This window comes from Delftia sp. WSY_12 (genome assembly GCF_043104645.1).
GTDB classification, from domain to species: Bacteria; Pseudomonadota; Gammaproteobacteria; order Burkholderiales; family Burkholderiaceae_C; genus Comamonas; species Comamonas tsuruhatensis.
Genome location: NZ_JBICKW010000024.1, coordinates 275,163 through 291,325, shown reverse-complemented (window position 1 = coordinate 291,325; position 16,163 = coordinate 275,163). Strand labels below are relative to the sequence as shown.

General features: G+C 68.8%; 15 protein-coding genes. 9 read left to right on the top strand and 6 right to left on the bottom strand.

Translation table 11 applies throughout. The features are described from left to right. Nucleotides 1-20: 20 nt before the first annotated feature. The 7 genes from ACF8LI_RS16255 (at nt 21) to ACF8LI_RS16225 (ending at nt 7,826) form a co-directional block, all read left to right on the top strand. Nucleotides 21-635: a LysE family transporter gene (locus tag ACF8LI_RS16255; protein WP_016447290.1), complete on the top strand. Its 615-nt coding sequence runs from the start codon at nt 21-23 to the stop codon at nt 633-635. 13 nt (nt 636-648) lie between these two features. Beyond that, nucleotides 649-1,419: a ParA family protein gene (locus ACF8LI_RS16250; protein WP_016447291.1), complete on the top strand. Its 771-nt coding sequence runs from the start codon at nt 649-651 to the stop codon at nt 1,417-1,419. Between the two features lie 2 nt (nt 1,420-1,421). Continuing rightward, on the top strand, nt 1,422-2,000 hold the full coding sequence (locus tag ACF8LI_RS16245; protein WP_017405073.1) for an alpha/beta hydrolase: 579 nt from the start codon (nt 1,422-1,424) through the stop codon (nt 1,998-2,000). A 13-nt stretch (nt 2,001-2,013) separates the two neighbouring features. Next, nucleotides 2,014-2,949 carry a ParB/RepB/Spo0J family partition protein gene (locus ACF8LI_RS16240; protein ID WP_016447293.1) on the top strand — a complete coding sequence of 312 codons (936 nt, stop codon included), beginning with the start codon at nt 2,014-2,016 and terminating at the stop codon, nt 2,947-2,949. A 195-nt stretch (nt 2,950-3,144) separates the two neighbouring features. Further along, complete coding sequence (locus ACF8LI_RS16235) at nt 3,145-4,179, top strand: peptidoglycan-binding domain-containing protein (RefSeq protein ID WP_016447294.1); 1,035 nt, start codon at nt 3,145-3,147, stop codon at nt 4,177-4,179. A gap of 188 nt (nt 4,180-4,367) precedes the next feature. Continuing rightward, a complete protein-coding gene (locus ACF8LI_RS16230) occupies nt 4,368-5,189 on the top strand; it encodes a hypothetical protein (protein ID WP_047217538.1) in 822 nt (273 codons plus the stop codon). A 336-nt stretch (nt 5,190-5,525) separates the two neighbouring features. Then, the gene (locus ACF8LI_RS16225; RefSeq protein WP_162233971.1) at nt 5,526-7,826 is read left to right on the top strand and encodes an IPTL-CTERM sorting domain-containing protein; all 2,301 of its coding nucleotides are present in this window, start codon (nt 5,526-5,528) and stop codon (nt 7,824-7,826) included. Between the two features lie 16 nt (nt 7,827-7,842). On the opposite strand, the gene ACF8LI_RS16220 is transcribed toward ACF8LI_RS16225, so the two are convergent. The 5 genes from ACF8LI_RS16220 to ACF8LI_RS16200 form a co-directional block, all read right to left on the bottom strand. Further along, complete coding sequence (locus ACF8LI_RS16220) at nt 7,843-8,190, bottom strand: cytochrome c (protein WP_047217540.1); 348 nt, start codon at nt 8,188-8,190, stop codon at nt 7,843-7,845. Nucleotides 8,191-8,286: 96 nt separating this feature from the next. Continuing rightward, a complete protein-coding gene (locus ACF8LI_RS16215; protein WP_272206649.1) occupies nt 8,287-9,534 on the bottom strand; it encodes a sulfite oxidase in 1,248 nt (415 codons plus the stop codon). 44 nt (nt 9,535-9,578) lie between these two features. Then, nucleotides 9,579-10,166: a hypothetical protein gene (locus tag ACF8LI_RS16210; RefSeq protein WP_016447298.1), complete on the bottom strand. Its 588-nt coding sequence runs from the start codon at nt 10,164-10,166 to the stop codon at nt 9,579-9,581. Then, on the bottom strand, nt 10,163-10,738 hold the full coding sequence (locus tag ACF8LI_RS16205) for an RNA polymerase sigma factor (protein WP_016452283.1): 576 nt from the start codon (nt 10,736-10,738) through the stop codon (nt 10,163-10,165). The genes ACF8LI_RS16210 and ACF8LI_RS16205 overlap by 4 nt, the downstream gene beginning before the upstream one ends. Nucleotides 10,739-10,836: 98 nt before the next feature. Continuing rightward, nucleotides 10,837-11,859, bottom strand: a complete 1,023-nt coding sequence (locus ACF8LI_RS16200; protein ID WP_392413342.1) for an AraC family transcriptional regulator — start codon at nt 11,857-11,859, stop codon at nt 10,837-10,839. A gap of 65 nt (nt 11,860-11,924) precedes the next feature. On the opposite strand from ACF8LI_RS16200, the gene ACF8LI_RS16195 reads away from it, so the two are divergent. Then, nucleotides 11,925-13,199 carry an MFS transporter gene (locus ACF8LI_RS16195; RefSeq protein WP_016452281.1) on the top strand — a complete coding sequence of 425 codons (1,275 nt, stop codon included), beginning with the start codon at nt 11,925-11,927 and terminating at the stop codon, nt 13,197-13,199. Nucleotides 13,200-13,356: 157 nt separating this feature from the next. Further along, on the top strand, nt 13,357-14,646 hold the full coding sequence (locus ACF8LI_RS16190) for a M20/M25/M40 family metallo-hydrolase (RefSeq protein ID WP_012202000.1): 1,290 nt from the start codon (nt 13,357-13,359) through the stop codon (nt 14,644-14,646). A 446-nt stretch (nt 14,647-15,092) separates the two neighbouring features. On the opposite strand, the gene ACF8LI_RS16185 is transcribed toward ACF8LI_RS16190, so the two are convergent. Then, nucleotides 15,093-16,094, bottom strand: a complete 1,002-nt coding sequence (locus ACF8LI_RS16185) for a tripartite tricarboxylate transporter substrate binding protein (RefSeq protein ID WP_013799975.1) — start codon at nt 16,092-16,094, stop codon at nt 15,093-15,095. Between the last annotated feature and the right edge of the window lie 69 nt (nt 16,095-16,163).

Sequence of the window (16,163 nt, the reverse complement as noted above, 5' to 3'; positions counted from 1 at the left end):
TTCATCGCTCAGGGGTCAGCATGTTCGGCATCTCCGATTTCAGCGCATTCGTTGTTGCCATTCTTCTGTTTTTGCTGATTCCGGGGCCGGGCAATCTGGCGCTGATCACCTCCACCGGCAAGGGCGGCATACGGGCCGGAATGGCGGCCTGCGCCGGCGTGCTGGCGGCCGACCAGGTGCTGATCTGGATGGCGGTGGCGGGCGTTGCCGCGCTGCTGGCCTCCTATCCCGCGGCCTTCCATGCCGTGCAGTGGCTGGGCGCCGCCTACCTGGGCTGGCTGGGTTTCAGGATGCTCACGGCCAGGCCCGGCGACAAGCCCGTGCTGCACATCGAGCCGCGCCACTACTTTCGCCAGGCTGGCCTGATCACCCTGATGAACCCCAAGTCCATCGTGTTCTACATGGCCTTCTTCCCGCTGTTCGTGGATCCCGCAAGCCACCAGGGCCTGCTCACGTTCGCGGTGATGGCGGCCACGGTGGCTGCTCTGACCTTTCTCTATTGCCTGATCGTGGTGCTGCTGACCGCGCATCTGGCCGAGCGCATGCGCGCCAATCCTGCGGTTTCCCGGGTTCTCGAAAAGACTGCGGGCGTGTTTCTGATCGGTTTTGGCCTCAAGCTGGCCATCGCCAAATAAGCGTGTAAATACCATGGCCAAAATCTTCTGTGTCGCCAATCAAAAGGGTGGGGTCGGCAAGACCACCACCGCTGTCAACCTTGCTGCGGGCCTGGCCAAGATCGGCCAGCGCGTGCTGATGATCGACCTGGACCCCCAGGGCAATGCCACCATGGGCTCGGGCGTGGACAAGCGCGCGCTGGAGCTGTCGGTCTACGACGTGCTGCTGGAGAACGCCAGCGTCAAGGAAGCCGCCGTGCGCTCCGAGGCCGTGGGCTATGACGTGCTGGGCGCCAACCGCGAACTCAGCGGCGCCGAGATCGAGCTGGTCACGCTGGAGCGCCGCAACGAGCGCCTGAAGGGCGCCCTCAGGGCGGCCGATGCCGACTACGACTTCGTGCTCGTGGACTGCCCGCCCAGCCTGTCCATGCTCACCTTGAACGGCCTGTGCGCGGCCCATGGCGTGGTCGTGCCCATGCAGTGCGAGTACTTCGCGCTCGAAGGCCTGACCGACCTGGTCAACACCATCAAGCAGGTGCACGCCAACATGAACCCTGACCTGCAGATCATCGGCCTGCTGCGCGTGATGTTCGACCCGCGCACCACGCTGCAGCAGCAGGTCAGCGACCAGCTCAAGGAGCACTTCGGCGACAAGGTGTTCGACACCGTCATCCCGCGCAACGTGCGCCTGGCCGAGGCGCCCAGCTATGGCGTGCCCGGCGTGGTCTTCGACCCGGGCGCCAAGGGCAGCAAGGCCTTCATCGATTTCGCGCACGAGATGGTGCGCCGCATCAAGAAGATGTAGTCATGCAAGGTTCACATGAAACGGCAGGGCAGGGCGTGCCGACCGGGTGGGCTGCCGAGGACGTCTGGCTGCTGCCCGGCTGGCAGAACTCGGACGCCGGCCACTGGCAAAGCCGCTGGGAGCAGCGCCACGGCTACCGCCGCCTGGAGCAAAACGACTGGGACCGTCCGCTGCGCGGCGACTGGAGCGCCAGGCTGCAGGAGACGGTGCTCGACGCGCCGCGCCCGGTGGTGCTGGTGGCCCACAGTCTGGGCTGCATCCTTGTGGCGTGGTGGGCGGCGCATTCGCCGCTGGCCGCCCGCAAGGTGCGTGGCGCGCTGCTGGTCGCCCCCGGCGATACCGAGCAGCCCCAGCTGCGCGAGCAATTGCCTGGCTGGTCGCCCGTGATGATGCAGCGCCTGCCGTTTGCCTCCATCGTGGTCGGCAGCAACAACGATATCTATTGCAGCGCGCAGCGCGTGCAGACCCTGGCCGATGCCTGGGGCGCGCGCTTTGTCGATGCAGGGCCTTCGGGCCATCTCAACACGGCCAGCGGGCTGGGCGACTGGGACAGCGGACACGCGCTGCTGGCGTCGCTTTGACAAGGACAACACCATGGTGACCAAGAAACCCAAGGGACTGGGACGCGGACTCGAAGCCCTGCTCGGCCCCAAGGTCCACGACAAGGAAGAGGCCGGCGGCCCCGTGGCCGAGACCGGGCTGCCCAGCATCCTGCAGCTGGACGTGATGGTGCCCGGCCAATACCAGCCGCGCACCCACATGGACGAGGGCGCGCTCTACGAGCTGGCCGAAAGCATCAAGGCCCAGGGCATCATGCAGCCCATCCTGGTGCGCCGCCTGGCCAAGGGCGAGCACGCCGGCAAGTACGAAATCATCGCGGGCGAGCGGCGCTTTCGCGCAGCCCGCATCGCCGGCCTGGCCGAGGTGCCGGTGCTGGTGCGCGAGGTGCCCGACGAGGCCGCCGCCGCCATGGCGCTGATCGAGAACATCCAGCGCGAGGACCTCAACCCGCTGGAAGAGGCCCAGGGCCTGTCGCGCCTGGTCAAGGAATTCGGCCTCACGCACGAGCAGGCGGCCCAGGCCGTGGGACGCTCGCGCAGCGCGGCCACCAACATCCTGCGCCTGCTGAACCTGGCCGACCCGGTGCAGACCATGCTCATGGCCGGCGACATCGACATGGGCCATGCGCGCGCCCTGCTGTCGCTGGACCGCGCGGCCCAGATCACGGCCGGCAACCAGATCGCGGCCAAGAAGCTGTCGGTGCGCGAGGCCGAGGCCCTGGTCAAGAAGATCGGCGCCGACTTCAGCCTGGTGCGCCAGAAGTCCAAGAAGGAAGGCAAGACGCGCGACATCAAGCGCGTGGAGGAAGAGCTGTCCGACCTGCTCATGGCCGATGTCGAAGTGCGCATCAAGAAGTCCGTGCGCCGGGGCGGCAAGCTGCAGGAAATGGGCGAAGTGGCGATCCAGTTCGGCTCGCTCGATGCGCTCAACGGGCTGATCGAACGTTTGCGCGGCGATGCACCCGAGTGATGACAACAGCTTGTAACCGTCTGTGATCTGTCGTTCTCCAGCAAAGCAGCGCTTTTTCGCGAGGGTGAATCCCGGTATATTTGCGCGCTGTTATGCGGGGTAATTGTGTGTAATCGCTGACTGGCGACGCTGCCAGTGCGTGGACGCCATTGCCCTGGCGCTGATTCACCTAGACCAGACCAAGAGGATTACAACGTGAAGAAGTATCTTGCCCTGACTGCCATCGCCGCCGTGGCGCTGACCGGCTGCGTGACCACCGACATGCGCATGGGTTCGCCGGAAGCCAAGACCGTGGCCACGGGCGCCGCGGGCGGTGCCAGCGCCGAGAACGCCAACACCGAGCTGGAGCGCTGCGACTCCTCGCTGGGCACCATCTCCCTGGTCGAGAACCAGACCGCCGGCTGGTACACCATCCTCACCCAGCAGTACCGCCTGCCGCCCACCTCGCAGCTGCTGCGCCTGATGATCCAGCAGTCCAACTGCTTCATCGTCGTGGAACGCGGCGCGGCCGGCATGGGTGCCATGGCGCGTGAACGCGCGCTGATGGACTCGGGCGAAATGCGCGGCGGCAGCAACCTGGGCAAGGGCCAGATGGTGGCCTCCGACTACGGCCTGTCCCCCGAAGTGATCTTCAACCAGAGCGATGCCGGCGGCATGGGCGGCGCCATCGGCGGCCGCGCCGGCGGCATCTTCGGCGCGCTGGCTGCAGCCACCAAGACGCGCGAGGCCTCGGTCATGCTGGCCCTGGTGGACAACCGCTCGGGCGTGCAGGTGTCGGCTTCCGAAGGCTCGTCTTCCAAGACTGACTGGGGCGGCATGGGCGCGCTGTTCGGCGGCTCTGCCGGCGCCTCGCTGGGCGGCTACACGCGCACGGCCGAAGGCAAGGTGATCGCCGCCGCCTTCATGGACGCCTACAACCAGATGGTGCGCTCGCTGCGCAACTACAAGGCACAGACCGTCAAGGGCCAGGGCCTGGGCGGCGGTGGACGCCTGGGCGTGGACGGCGGTGCCGCACCGTCGCAGACATCGGCTCCGGGCGCCAATGCCGCCGGCATGTCGCTGCGCGCTGCCCAGCAAAAGCTCAATGCCCTGGGCTACACCGCAGGCACGCCTGACGGCGCCATGGGCAAGAACACCCAGAACGCCCTGCGCGAATTCCAGCGCGACCAGAGCCTGCCGCAGACCGGCCGCCTCGACCGTGCCACCTCGCAAGCACTGCAACAGCAATGAGATGCAGCACCCCCTGAGTCGCTTCGCGCCTTCCCCCTCTCCTGCGGGAGGGGGGCATACGGGCGGCCGGCGACAGCCTCGCTGCGGGGCGGCCCTTGCTCGCTGTCCCTGGTTTGGGGCGTTTCGGGCGCATAGGTCGCGCTCGTTTCATGGGCTGTGGGAGGCGCGTCGCGCAATGAGGCTCTGACATGCGGCGCCTTCCCTGGCCGGCCCCGGCCCTTCTTGCCTGGGCAGGCGCCTGGCTTGTGTACGCCGCGCTGCAATCGACCCTAGGGCCGCTGGCCGCCTGGCTGGCGGCCTGTTTTTTGGGCGTGCTCGCCAGCCTGCTGGCCACGCCCTGGTGGCGGCGCCTGGCCGTGGCGGCGGGCTTTCCGCTGTCCTGCCTGATGCTGTGGGGGCCGGGCGGCCTGGCCGCCATCAGCCCCTGGCTGTGGCTGGCGGCGCTGGGCCTGCTCGCCCTGGTCTACCCGCTCAACGCCTGGCGCGATGCGCCGCTGTTTCCCACGCCCGCCGATGCGCTGCAAGGCCTGGCCGATGCCGCGCCGCTGCCGGACGGCGCGGCCGTGCTCGATGCCGGCTGCGGCCTGGGCGACGGCCTGCGCGCGCTGCGCGGCCAGTACCCGCAGGCGCGGCTCAACGGCATGGAGTGGAGCTGGCCGCTGCGCTGGCTGTGCGCGCTGCGCTGCCCCTGGGCCCGCGTGCGCCGCGCCGATATCTGGCTGGCCGACTGGAGCGGCTACCAGATGGTCTACCTGTTCCAGCGCCCCGAAAGCATGGGCCGTGCGGCCGTCAAGGCCGCCACGGAGCTGCCTGAGGGCGCCTGGCTGGTCAGCCTGGACTTTGCGCTGCCCGGCGTGGAGCCCTCCTGGCAGCGCCAGGGCCCGGGCCGGCACAGCCTCTGGGTCTACCGCATGCCGCTGGGCGGTGCCGGCGAGGCCGTGGTGCATGTTCCCGAGCCCGAGGAGACGCCCTACGAAAAGGCGCGGCGGGAGCTGCAGCAGCGCCGATGAGAGCCTGTGCCGCTCCAGCCGTGACGTTGCACGGCCGGGGCCTGGCACTGAGTCCGGACGGCGGGCCCACACACTTCGCGCCTTTGTCTTACAGGAGAAAGGCGGGCTCTCCATGCTCCCCGGAATTGACTCTTTGTGTACGTGCGCAAGACTTGCTGTGCCTGCCATCCACAGATGCAGGACCTGCAAGCCTTGACCCATCTGCTGCGCCAGGCTGCGGTGCAGATGACAAACACAAAGATCGCCAAGATGGATATGGAACTGTCTCGTGCATGCACGGCCCGCAGCCGCATGCGTTCGCCTTCTTCTTCGCTGCCTGTGCCCCCTCGGTCCGTGTTGAAAATCCTGGCATGGGGCGTGGCCTTGTGCTGCACCCAGGCGCAGGCCCAAACGGTCACTTCCACCGGCGATGTGGTGCCTGTCCAGGTGCCCAACCCCTCGCCCAGCTGGAATGCGGGCACCACGCTGCACGTCGGCAGTACGGGCACGGGAACGCTCACCATGGACAGCGGAGGCTCAGTGACCCACTCCGGGGTCGGCACCGTGGGCTACGACCTGGGCAGCAATGGCACGGTCACCGTCCGGGGCGCGGGTTCCACGTGGAACGGTTCAAGCAGTCTCGTGATTGGTGGCAGGGGCACAGGCACCTTGAAGGTCGAAGATGGGGGCGTGGTGTCAGGTGTGGTGGGTGCTTTGGGCGATGTCCCTGAAGGCGTGGGCACGGCGACAATCAGTGGAACAGGCTCGGCCTGGCGCAGCACCCAGGATTTCTTCACCAGCTTCAACGGAACAGGCACGGTCACCTTGCGCGATGGTGGTGCGCTGTCTGTGCAGGGGGGCGCCGGGACCATCACCATGGATGCTGACGCGGGCGCTGTCGGAACCCTCCAGGTGGGCGGTGGACCGGCCGACGCCGCCATGGCGCCCGGCGTGGTCGATGCGGCCCGCATCAACTTCAGCCTGGGGACCGGCACCCTGCATTTCAACCATACGGGCGCCAACCTGGGCTTTGGGCTTGCGCTGTCCAGCGTCGATCCCGGCACGCACCGCATCACCCATCAGGCCGGCACGACCACGCTGTCGGCCGACAGCTCCGGTTTCTCGGGCAGCACCGCGGTCTCCGGGGGGCGGCTGGTGGTCGCCAATGCGCTTGGCGGCACGGCGTCGGTCACGGGCGGGCAGCTGGATGTCGATGGGACGCAGGGCGGCACCGTCACGGCCAGCGGCTCCGGCGTGGTGACCGGGGCGGGCACGGTCTCTGGCGACCTGGACCAGACCGCCGGCGGCGTGCTGCTGGGCCAGCAAGGCCGCAAGCTCAGCGTTGCAGGCCTGGCGACGCTGGGCGGCGGTGCTGTGGTACAGGCCGGCCTGGGAGCGCCTTCGGCCACGGCCTTGTTCGATGTGAACGGCAATCTCACGCTGGGCGGCACGCTTGGCATCAATGACCTGGGCGGCTTTGGCGCAGGCGTGTACCGGCTGTTCGACTATCGCGGCACGCTGGCCGGGAGCCTGGCCTTCGGCGCGCTGCCCGCAGGCGTGGTGGCGGACAACCTGACCCTGCAGACTTCGGTGCCCGGGCAGGTGAACCTGCTCTCCACGGTCGGCGTGGCCCTGGGCTATTGGGATGGTGGCAATGCCGCGCTCAGGGACAACAACGTGGTCAACGGCGGCACAGGCGTCTGGCGCGCCGATGGCCGCAACTGGACCGGCGCGGGCGGCGCGCTCAACGGCCCTTATCAACCCAACCCCACCGTGGCCCGGTTCCAGGGCCTGGCCGGTGTGGTGACGGCGGATGCCGGTGCGGGGGCCATCGGCATTACCGGCATGCAGTTCGATGTCGATGGCTACCGCCTCCAGGGTGCGACCCTGGGATTGCTGGGCGCGGGAGCCAACACGGTCAACGTGGCCAGCGGCGCGACGGCGACGGTGGCATTGGTGCTGTCCGGCCCGGGTGGCCTGGCCAAGGCCGGCGCCGGCACGCTGGTGCTGGAAGCTGCCGGCAGCTACGGCGGCGCCACCACGGTCCAGGGCGGCAGTCTGCGTGCCGGCGCTGCCAATGTGCTGACCAGCGTTTCGGCCCATGAGGTGCAGGCTTCGGGCGTGCTGGATCTCGACGGCCTGGCCCAGACCGTGGCCAGCCTGGTGAACGCGGGCACGGTGCGCCTTCCCAGGAACGGCGCTCCGGCCGTACCCGGCACCACGCTGAGCGTGACAGGCAACTACAGCGGCGGCGGCGTGCTGGCCATGGCCACGCAACTGGGCAATGAAGCGTCGCCCAGTGACCGCCTGGTGGTGAACGGCAGCGTGACGGCAGGTGCGCCCACGCGCCTGGACATTGCCAACGCCGCAGGCCTGGGCGCGGCGACCGCGGGCAACGGTATTTTGGTCGTGCAGGTCAATGGTGCGGTATCGCCTGCAGGTGCCTTCGTGCTGGCGGCGCCGCTGCAGGCTGGAGGCTACAGCTACCAGCTGGTGCAGGTGGGCAGCCACTGGTATCTGCAGTCACGCCTGGCGGGTGCCACAGGGGTGCAGCAGATTCCCGCGCTGGGCACGGCGGGCCTGGCTGGCCTGGCCCTGATGCTGGGCGGGCTGGCTGCCTGGCGGCAGCGCCGCCGTCCGGGCGCCGTGCGGGACTGAGCACGGCGGCCTGCCTCTACTTCTTCGCGCTGGCCTTGCTCACATAGAGCGACAGCGCGGCGATATCGGCCTCGCTGAGCGTGGCCTTGAACGAGGGCATGGCGCCTATGCCGTCGCGCAGGGCACGGGCCACGCGCGCGGCGTCGGGCTTGAGCTCGTCGAGCACGGGGCCGATGGCGCCCTCGGCACCCGCGTCCTTGAGCGTGTGGCACAGCGCGCAGGCAGGCGTGGCCGTGGTGAACAGCTTCTTGCCCAGGGCCATCTGGGCCGCTTCATCGGCAAAGGCGGGGGCGCACAGCAGGGCGCTGCCGAACAAAGTGCTGCCCAGCAGGGCGGTGTGGATCAGGTGTTTCATCGTGAACATGGCAATGGGGGTACGGGCCCGCCACGGTCTGGCGCCGTGTGCGGGAGGTGACGGTAGTGAAGAGAAGGGGGGGCGGGATGAGCGCGCGGGCCGTGTTCAGGCCACGGTGACGGTCACGGCGTGGTCGGCCCAGCTGGTGTTGTTGTAGCCACTCTGGTTTTCGCCGCGCGTCTCGGGCTGGACCCGGCCGCGCGCGTCGGTGGCGCGGCTGGCCAGCACATGCGTGCCCTTGGGCAGGCGCGCCTGCAGCACGAACTGGCGCCAGGCGTACTTGCCCAGGTCGGGGCCGACCAGGCGCGCGGCCTGCCAGCTCTTGCCGCCGTCCGTGGACACCTCCACGCCCTTGACGGCATCCATGCCGCCAAAGGCCACGCCGTGGATCTGCACCAGGCCGGCGGCCTGCCCGCCGTCCTCGGGCAGGGGCGAGTTGATCCAGGACTTGACGCTCATCTCCTGCACCGAGGGCTGGCTCGGATCGCCCTTGCTGCCGGGCGGCGAGATGCGGTAGCCGTGGGACATGATGTGGGCCTCGCTCTCGCGCGGCGTGAAGGCCAGCTGCTTGATGTACTTGATGTTGTTCACGCCGGTGTAGCCGGGCACGATCAGGCGCAGCGGCCCGCCATGGGCCAGCGGGATGGGCTCGCCGTTCATCTCCCAGGCCAGCAGCGCGTCTTCCATGGCCGACAGCGGCACCGAGCGCTCGACGATGACGCTCTTGGGGTCCAGCCCCGCAGGCAGCACCTCGCCGCCCGTGCCGGTCATGTAGAGGCCGCCGTCGGCCACGCCGCCCAGGGCCTTGACCACCTCGCGCACGGGCACGCCGCTCCAGACCACGCAGCCGGCCGCACCCACGGTCCAGGCCGTGCCGCTGGGCTTGCTGGGAAAGAAGGCCCGGCCATTGCCCGAGCACTGCAGCACCATGGCCACGGTCTCCAGGCCCAGGGACTTGAGCTCGCGCACGCTGAGGCTGCGGGGCTGGCGCACGCCCTCCACCTGCAACTGCCAGGCATCGCGGTCGGCCACGATGGATTCGGGCGGTGTGGGCAGGTTGTTGCGCACATAGAGCTGGTCGCTGGGCGTGATCACGCTGGTGCCGAAGGCGCCGCGCCGCGTCTCTATGGTGGTGGAGCTGTGGACGATGAGGGCATCGGCCTTTTTCCAGCCCGCGTAGCCGGGCAGGGGCTTGGCCGCCGGTGCTGCCGCAGCTGCGGGTGCCTGGGCCTGGGCTTGGGCCAGTGCGCCCTGGTGCAGGCCGGCCAGGCCTGCGGCGGCCAGTGCGCTGGCGCTGCCGGCCAGCAGGCTGCGGCGCGCGGGGGAGGTGGGCGATGTCGGCAAGTGGTTCATGGGTGTCTCCTCGTGGTGGTTGTCAGGGGGCGTGTCGTGGCGTCTCATGGGGCAGGGGTGCCCAGGGCCTTGCTGGCCACGGCCAGGGCCTGTTTCTTCTGGGCCACCAGCACCAGCGGCCGGCCTTCGCGCGAGCGAACGACCTGCCAGTGCATGTTGGCCCACCAGCCCTGGCCATCGGCCAGGCGCTGGGGCTGGTCGAAGGCCAGCACGGTGACGATGCCGCCCTTCTCGAAGAAGGTGGTCAGGTGGTAGGCGCGCGTGCCGTCGATATCGCAGGGCCGCATCAGCTGGGTGTAGCCGGGCAGCTTCTCGCCGGCCGGCAGGTCCAGGCGGCGCGCCACCTCGGCCTCGGGCATGAAGCTGCCGCGCAGCGTGCGCTCGTAGTACTCATGCTCGATGGCGGCGCGCACCAGCTCGGGCGGGCGCATGGCGAACACGGCGGTGGCGGCCGAGCTGCCCACCAGCAGCGCGGCGATCAGCCGGCGCACGCCGCTGCGCGCATGCCAGGGCGTGTGGCGCAGCAGATGGGCGGGCGGCTCGCCGTGCGGCCCGGGGTCGAAGGCCAGGGCCAGTTCGGCGCGTGCGCGCAGGTCGAAGGCCGATTCGTCGGTCGTGTCCGGGGCAGTCATTTCAAGCCTTGGTATCGGGTGGCGCGCAGCGGGGTGGGGCGCAGCGGGATCACGCTGGCAGTCTCTGGGGCAGGCGCCGGGGCGGCCTGCTCCAGCGCCGCCTTCAGCGCATCGCGGGCGCGTGACAGGCGCGACAGCACCGTGCCCGGCGCAATGTCCAGGGCCTCGGCCATCTGGGCCGTGGGCATGTCGTCGAAGTAATAGAGCACCAGCACCTCGCGGTGGATGGGGGCGATGCGCGACAGCGCCTTGACCACGTCGAGCCGGTCGTCCAGCGCCGAAGGCGAGGGGGAGGGGGCGGGATGCTGGTCCAGCGCCTCGTCATCGCTGACCAGATGGGCCGATGGCGCAAGGTGCCGGAAGGCATGGCGGCGCATGATCTGGAACAGCCAGGCCCGCGCCATCGCGGCCTCGCGCAGTTGGTGGCGAAAGCGCCAGGCGCTGGTGAAGCAGTCCTGAACCACGTCCTCGGCCAGCGCGCGCGAGCCGGTCAGCGCCCAGGCGCTGCGCAGCAGGAATCGGTAGTGCTCGCGCACCCACTGGTTGTAGCGCGACTCGGCGGTGGAGATCATGCGGCATAAGAGCACGCAGGGCGCCGCCCTATTCCATGGGCTGGCCTTAGGCAAACCCTATATCGGATCAGCTATCGCGAAGAGGCGATGGTTCCCAGTCATTCCCTGGTCGGCCGCGATACAGCGCCTGATCCGACCCTGTGGGCAGCGGAGCCGGCCTGCTGCCCGAAGAACCGTGCCGGGGGCATGCCCACCGTGCGGTGCACCATGGCGCTGAAGGCGCTGGGGCTGTATCCCAGTTCGGCCGCGATCTGCTGTATGGGAAGGCCGCGCGCGGCCAGGCTCAGGCCGTGGGCCAGCACCACTTGCTGGCGCCAGGCGGTGAAGCTGCAGCCCAGCTGCTGCTGGAACAGCCGGGCCACGGTGCGCGGGCTGGCGCCGGTGTCTGCCGCCCAGTCGGCCAGGCTCTCGTGCTGGGTGGGGTCGGCCACGACGGCCTCGCAGAGCATGCGCAGCCGCTTGTCCTGGGGCATGTTCACGCCAAGGTGGACTTCGCTGGCCCGGCGCAGTTCTTCCAGCAGCAGGGCGCTGAGATGGTGCTCGCGCTGCAGGGTGGCGGCGTCCGGGGCGGGCTGGTCATCGCTTTGCTTGGGCAGGGCCGTGATCAGCTCGCGCATCAGCGGCGAAACCTCCAGCACGCGGCAGCGTGCCCAGTCCTGCGGGTTGCAGGCCACGCCGCAGGGCGGGAGGTCCGGCAGTACGGGGCCCTGGGCCGGATCGTCCTGCAGCACGTAGATGGAGACGAGATCGGCTTCCTCGACCATGGCCACGGCGTGGACCAGGCCGGGCGGAATCCACACGGCCTTGGAGGGTGGGGCGATCAGCGTGCCCTGGGGGGCCGACAGGTGCAGCACGCCGTCCAGCGAGATGGCGATCTGTGCCCAGCTGTGGCTGTGCGGTATGACGCGCGTGCGTGCCGACAGGCGATGCTGCTTGGCGCGCACGGGGCGCTGGGGCGTGGGCACGAACAGGTGCGGATGCAGGGCCTCCACCGGCTCCATCGGCCGGGCCCTGCGCACCGACCGCAGTGCGGCTGCGGGGCAGGTGCTGGGCAGGGTGTCGGCAAGAGTGTCAGCAGGGGTGTGGGCAGGGGTGCCGGGCGTGGAGACAGGCTTTGGCATGTTTGCGATAGAAGTTGGCAGACTATCGCATACAAGACGAAACGCTGCTGCCTAAGATGCGGCCCATGACCGCCTCTTCCTCTTCCATGCCGGACGCCGTGGCGCCGGACCCGCTGCGCAGCGATGTGCGCACCATCGGCCTGATCGGCCTGGCGCATGGTTCCTCGCATTTCTTCCACCTGCTGCTGCCGCCGCTGTTCCCGTGGCTGATCGCCGAGTTCGGCTACAGCTATGCCGAGCTCAGCGTGATGGTGTCGCTGTTCTTCGTGGTCTCCGGCGTGGGACAGGCCATGGCCGGCTTTGCCGTGGACCGCTTCGGCGCGCGCCCCATTCTGTTTGCGGCGCTGGGCAGCTTCACCGTGGCGGGCGTGGTCGCCAGCCTGGCACAGGGCTATGGAATGCTGCTGCTGGCGGCCTTCTTCGCGGGCCTGGGCAATGCGCCCTTCCACCCGGTGGACTTCACCATCCTCAACAAGCGCGTGTCGGCCAAGCGCATCGGCCATGCGTTCTCGGTGCACGGCCTGTCGGGCAATATCGGCTGGGCGCTGGCGCCGCTGTTCATGGCGGGCATCACCACGGCCACGGGCTCGTGGCGCCTGGCCTGCCTGTGCGGCGCGGCCCTGGCCGCCGTCATCCTCACCATCATGGTGCTCAACCGCGAGGCGCTGGACGACCGTGCGGCCGATGCCCAGGCTCCGGCGGCGCGTGCCGCTGCGGCCGCCGTGCCGCAGGAGCATCCCATGGCCTTCCTGAAGCTGCCCTCGGTCTGGCTGTGCTTCTCGTTCTTCTTCTGGAGCACCTGCGCGCTCAGCGCCATCCAGAGCTTTGCCAGCCCCGCCATGCAGTCCATGTACGGACTGCCGCTGAGCGTGACGGCGCTGATCGTCACGGGCTACATGCTCTGCGGCGCGGCAGGCATGCTGGCCGGCGGCTTCCTCGTGGGCCGTGTGCAGCGGCTGGAGAAGGTGATCTCCATCTGCATGCTGGGCTCGGGTGTTGCGCTGTTCTTGGTCGGCACGGGCTGGCTGCCGGCCATGGCGGCCGTGGCCGTGGCCTCCATCGCGGGCCTGGGCACGGGCCTGGCCGGTCCCTCGCGCGACATGCTGATCAAGCGCGCCGCGCCCCCCGGCGCCACGGGCCGCGTCTACGGCACGGTGTATTCGGGCCTGGACCTGGGCTTTTGCCTGGCCGCGCCGGTGTTCGGCTACATGCTGGACCATGGCATGAGCCACGGCGTGTTCTACGGATCGGCCATTGCCTTGGTGCTGAGCGTGGTGTCGGCCGTGGTCGTGGGCGATGGCGTGAGCCGGAAAAGCGGCATGGCGCTGAGCGCGGGCTGATACCGGGTCGCACTCCCCACAAGGCCCCGCAGGCCACAGCTTGCGGGGCCTTTGCTTTGGGCAGTGAGATGGACAAAACAGGCACGGCAATTGCGTGCGCCCTGCGCGGCGCCTGCTATCGTGCAGGCACAACTTTTTCAACACAGGAGACCTGTCCATGCGTTCCGCCTTCGCACCGCTTTCCCTCATGTTCCGCAGCGCCCCGCTGGCGCTGGCCCTTGCCATGGCCGGCCTGTCCGGCAGTGCCCTGGCTGCGCCCAAGGCCGATATCCAGGCGCTGGCGCAAAAGCACCAGCAGCCCTTGCTGGACACGCTGCGCGACCTGGTGCACATCGAGTCGGGCAGCAAGGACATGGAGGGCGTGGAGCAGATCGCCAACTACGTGGCCGGCAAGCTGCGCGAGCAGGGCGGCAAGGTCGAGATCCTGCAGCCCACCGACGTCTACCGGCTGGGTGACACGCCCGAGAAGATCGGCCCCATGGTGCATGCCGAGTTCAAGGGCAAGGGCACCAGCCGCATCATGCTGATCGCCCACATGGACACGGTCTACCTGCGCGGCATGCTCAAGGACCAGCCGTTTCGCATCGACGGCGAGCGCGCCTACGGCCTGGGCATTGCCGACGACAAGCAGGGCGTGGCCCTGATCCTGCACACCGTGGCCATGCTGCGCCAGCTGGGCTTCGACAACTACGGCACGCTGACCGTGCTGATGAACAGCGACGAGGAAATCAGCTCGCCCGGCGCGCGCAGCACCATCACGCGCATGGGCGCCGAGCAGGATGCGGTCTTCTCGTTCGAAGGCGGCGGCACCGACGGCGGCGTGCGCCTGGCCACCAGCGGCATCGGCGCGGCCTACCTCAAGGTCGAGGGCAAGGCCTCGCACGCGGGCGCCAAGCCCGAGGACGGCGTGAACGCGCTGTACGAGCTGTCGCACCAGCTGCTGCAGATGAAGGACCTGTCCAAGCCCGAGACCGGCCTCAAGCTCAACTGGACCGTGGCCAAGGCCGGCACCAACCGCAACGTCATTCCCGCCGAGGCCACGGCCCAGGCCGACGCCCGCGCGCTGCGCGTGGCCGACTTCACGGCGCTGGAGCAGGCCATGCAGGCCAAGGTGGGCCACAAGCTGCTGGACGCCAGCAAGGTGCAGCTCAAGTTCGAGGTGCGCCGCCCGCCGCTGGAGGCCAACGAGGCCTCGCGCAGCCTGGCCAAACAGGCGCAGACCATCTACAGCGATGAGCTGGGCCTGAAGATGAGCGTGATGGAAAAGGCCACGGGCGGCGGCACCGACGCGGCGTTTGCGGCGCTCAAGGCCAAGGGTGCCGTCATCGAGGGCTTTGGCCTGAGCGGCTACGGCGCGCACTCCAATGATGCGGAGTATGTGCAGCTGAACACCATCGTGCCCCGCCTGTACCTGGCCACGCGCATGATCATGGATCTCTCCAAGTAAGGGTCGGCTATCAGGCTGCACTCCTGCGTTAAGCCAAAGCCAGACGGTGGCTTGAGTCGCTTTTTCTGACCCTGCCGGGTGGTTGTTTTTCGAGGCCGGGTTTCGGCCCGGCAGCCGACTGCCCTTTCTTGTTTCGCCAAGAAAGGTCAGGTCAAAGAAGGCGACCGAATGTCCGCGACCCCTTCGCTTCGCTGCGGGGCAACCTGCGTCGTGGCGGTTGCGGGGTTCGCCGTGAAACTCTCTTCGCGCTACGCGCTACGTTCAAACATCACGGCGAGTCAGATCACGAAGCAGTCCTGTCCTTCGGCAGGACTGCAACCCCGCAACCGCCACGACGCAGGCGCGGCCACACGGGAGTGAACAGCGGGCGCCGAGCCTTGTGGACGTAAAAAAGGGCATGCCTTGCGGCATGCCCTGAAGGCGCATCGTGGGGCGCTCTGTGTTCTTTACTGCGAAGAGATGTTCTTGTCTTTCGCGATCTTGCTCCAGCGCGTGAAGTCGGCATTCAGGCGTGCCTTCATGGCCGCGCCGTCCTGGTAGGTGGCGATGGCGCCTGCGGCCAGCATCTTCTTTTGCAGCTCGGGCTCGGCCAGGATGAGCTTGAGTTCCTGGTTCAGGCGCTGGACCACGGCGGGCGGCGTGTTCAGCGGGGCGATCAGGCCGCCCCAGGTGTCGGCGTCGAAGCCGGGGAAGCCCTGCTCGGCCACCGACTTCACGTTCGGCAGCAGCTGCTTGGCCTTTTGCGAGCTGACGGCAATGGCGCGCAGCTTGCCCGCCTGGATGTGGGGCAGGGCCGCGACCACGTCGGCGAACATCACGGCGATCTGGCCGCCGATCAGGTCGGTCACGGCCGGCGCGCTGCCGCGGTAGGGCACGTGCTGCATGTCGAAGCCGCCCAGGTCCTTGAGCTGCTCCATGGACAGGTGGCCGAAGCTGCCCGTGCCCGAGCTGGTGTAGTTCAGCGCCGGCTTGGCCTTCTTGGCGTGCTCGATCAGCTGCTGCAGGTTGGTCACGTCCGGCAGCTCGCGCGGGTTGATGACGATGGCCATGGGCAGGTCATAGACCGTGGCCACGGGCAGGAAGTCCTTGCGCACGTCGTACAGGTTGTTGTTGAACAGCATGGGCGCCAGCAGCGCGGGCATGCCGAACATGGACAGCGAATAGCCGTCGGGCTGCGACTTGATGAAGGCCGCCGTGCCCACCGAGCCCGAGGCGCCGGGGCGGTTGTCGATGACGATGGTCTGGCCCAGGCGCTCGGTCAGGCGCTGCGCGACGATGCGCGCGGCCGTGTCGGTGGGGCCGCCGGGCGGGAAGGCCACGGTCAGCTTGATCAGCTTGTCGGGCCACTGGCTCTGGGCCCGTGCGGCGGGGGCCAGCGTGGCGATGGCGGTGGCGCAGGCGGCGGAAAGGATCTGGCGGCGCGAGGCCTGGAAGGGGGTGGAAGTCATATGTCTCCTCAAGCGGGAAGGGGTGGAAATGAGAGCCGTGGAGCGGTCTGGGTGGGAACGTCTGCGCGC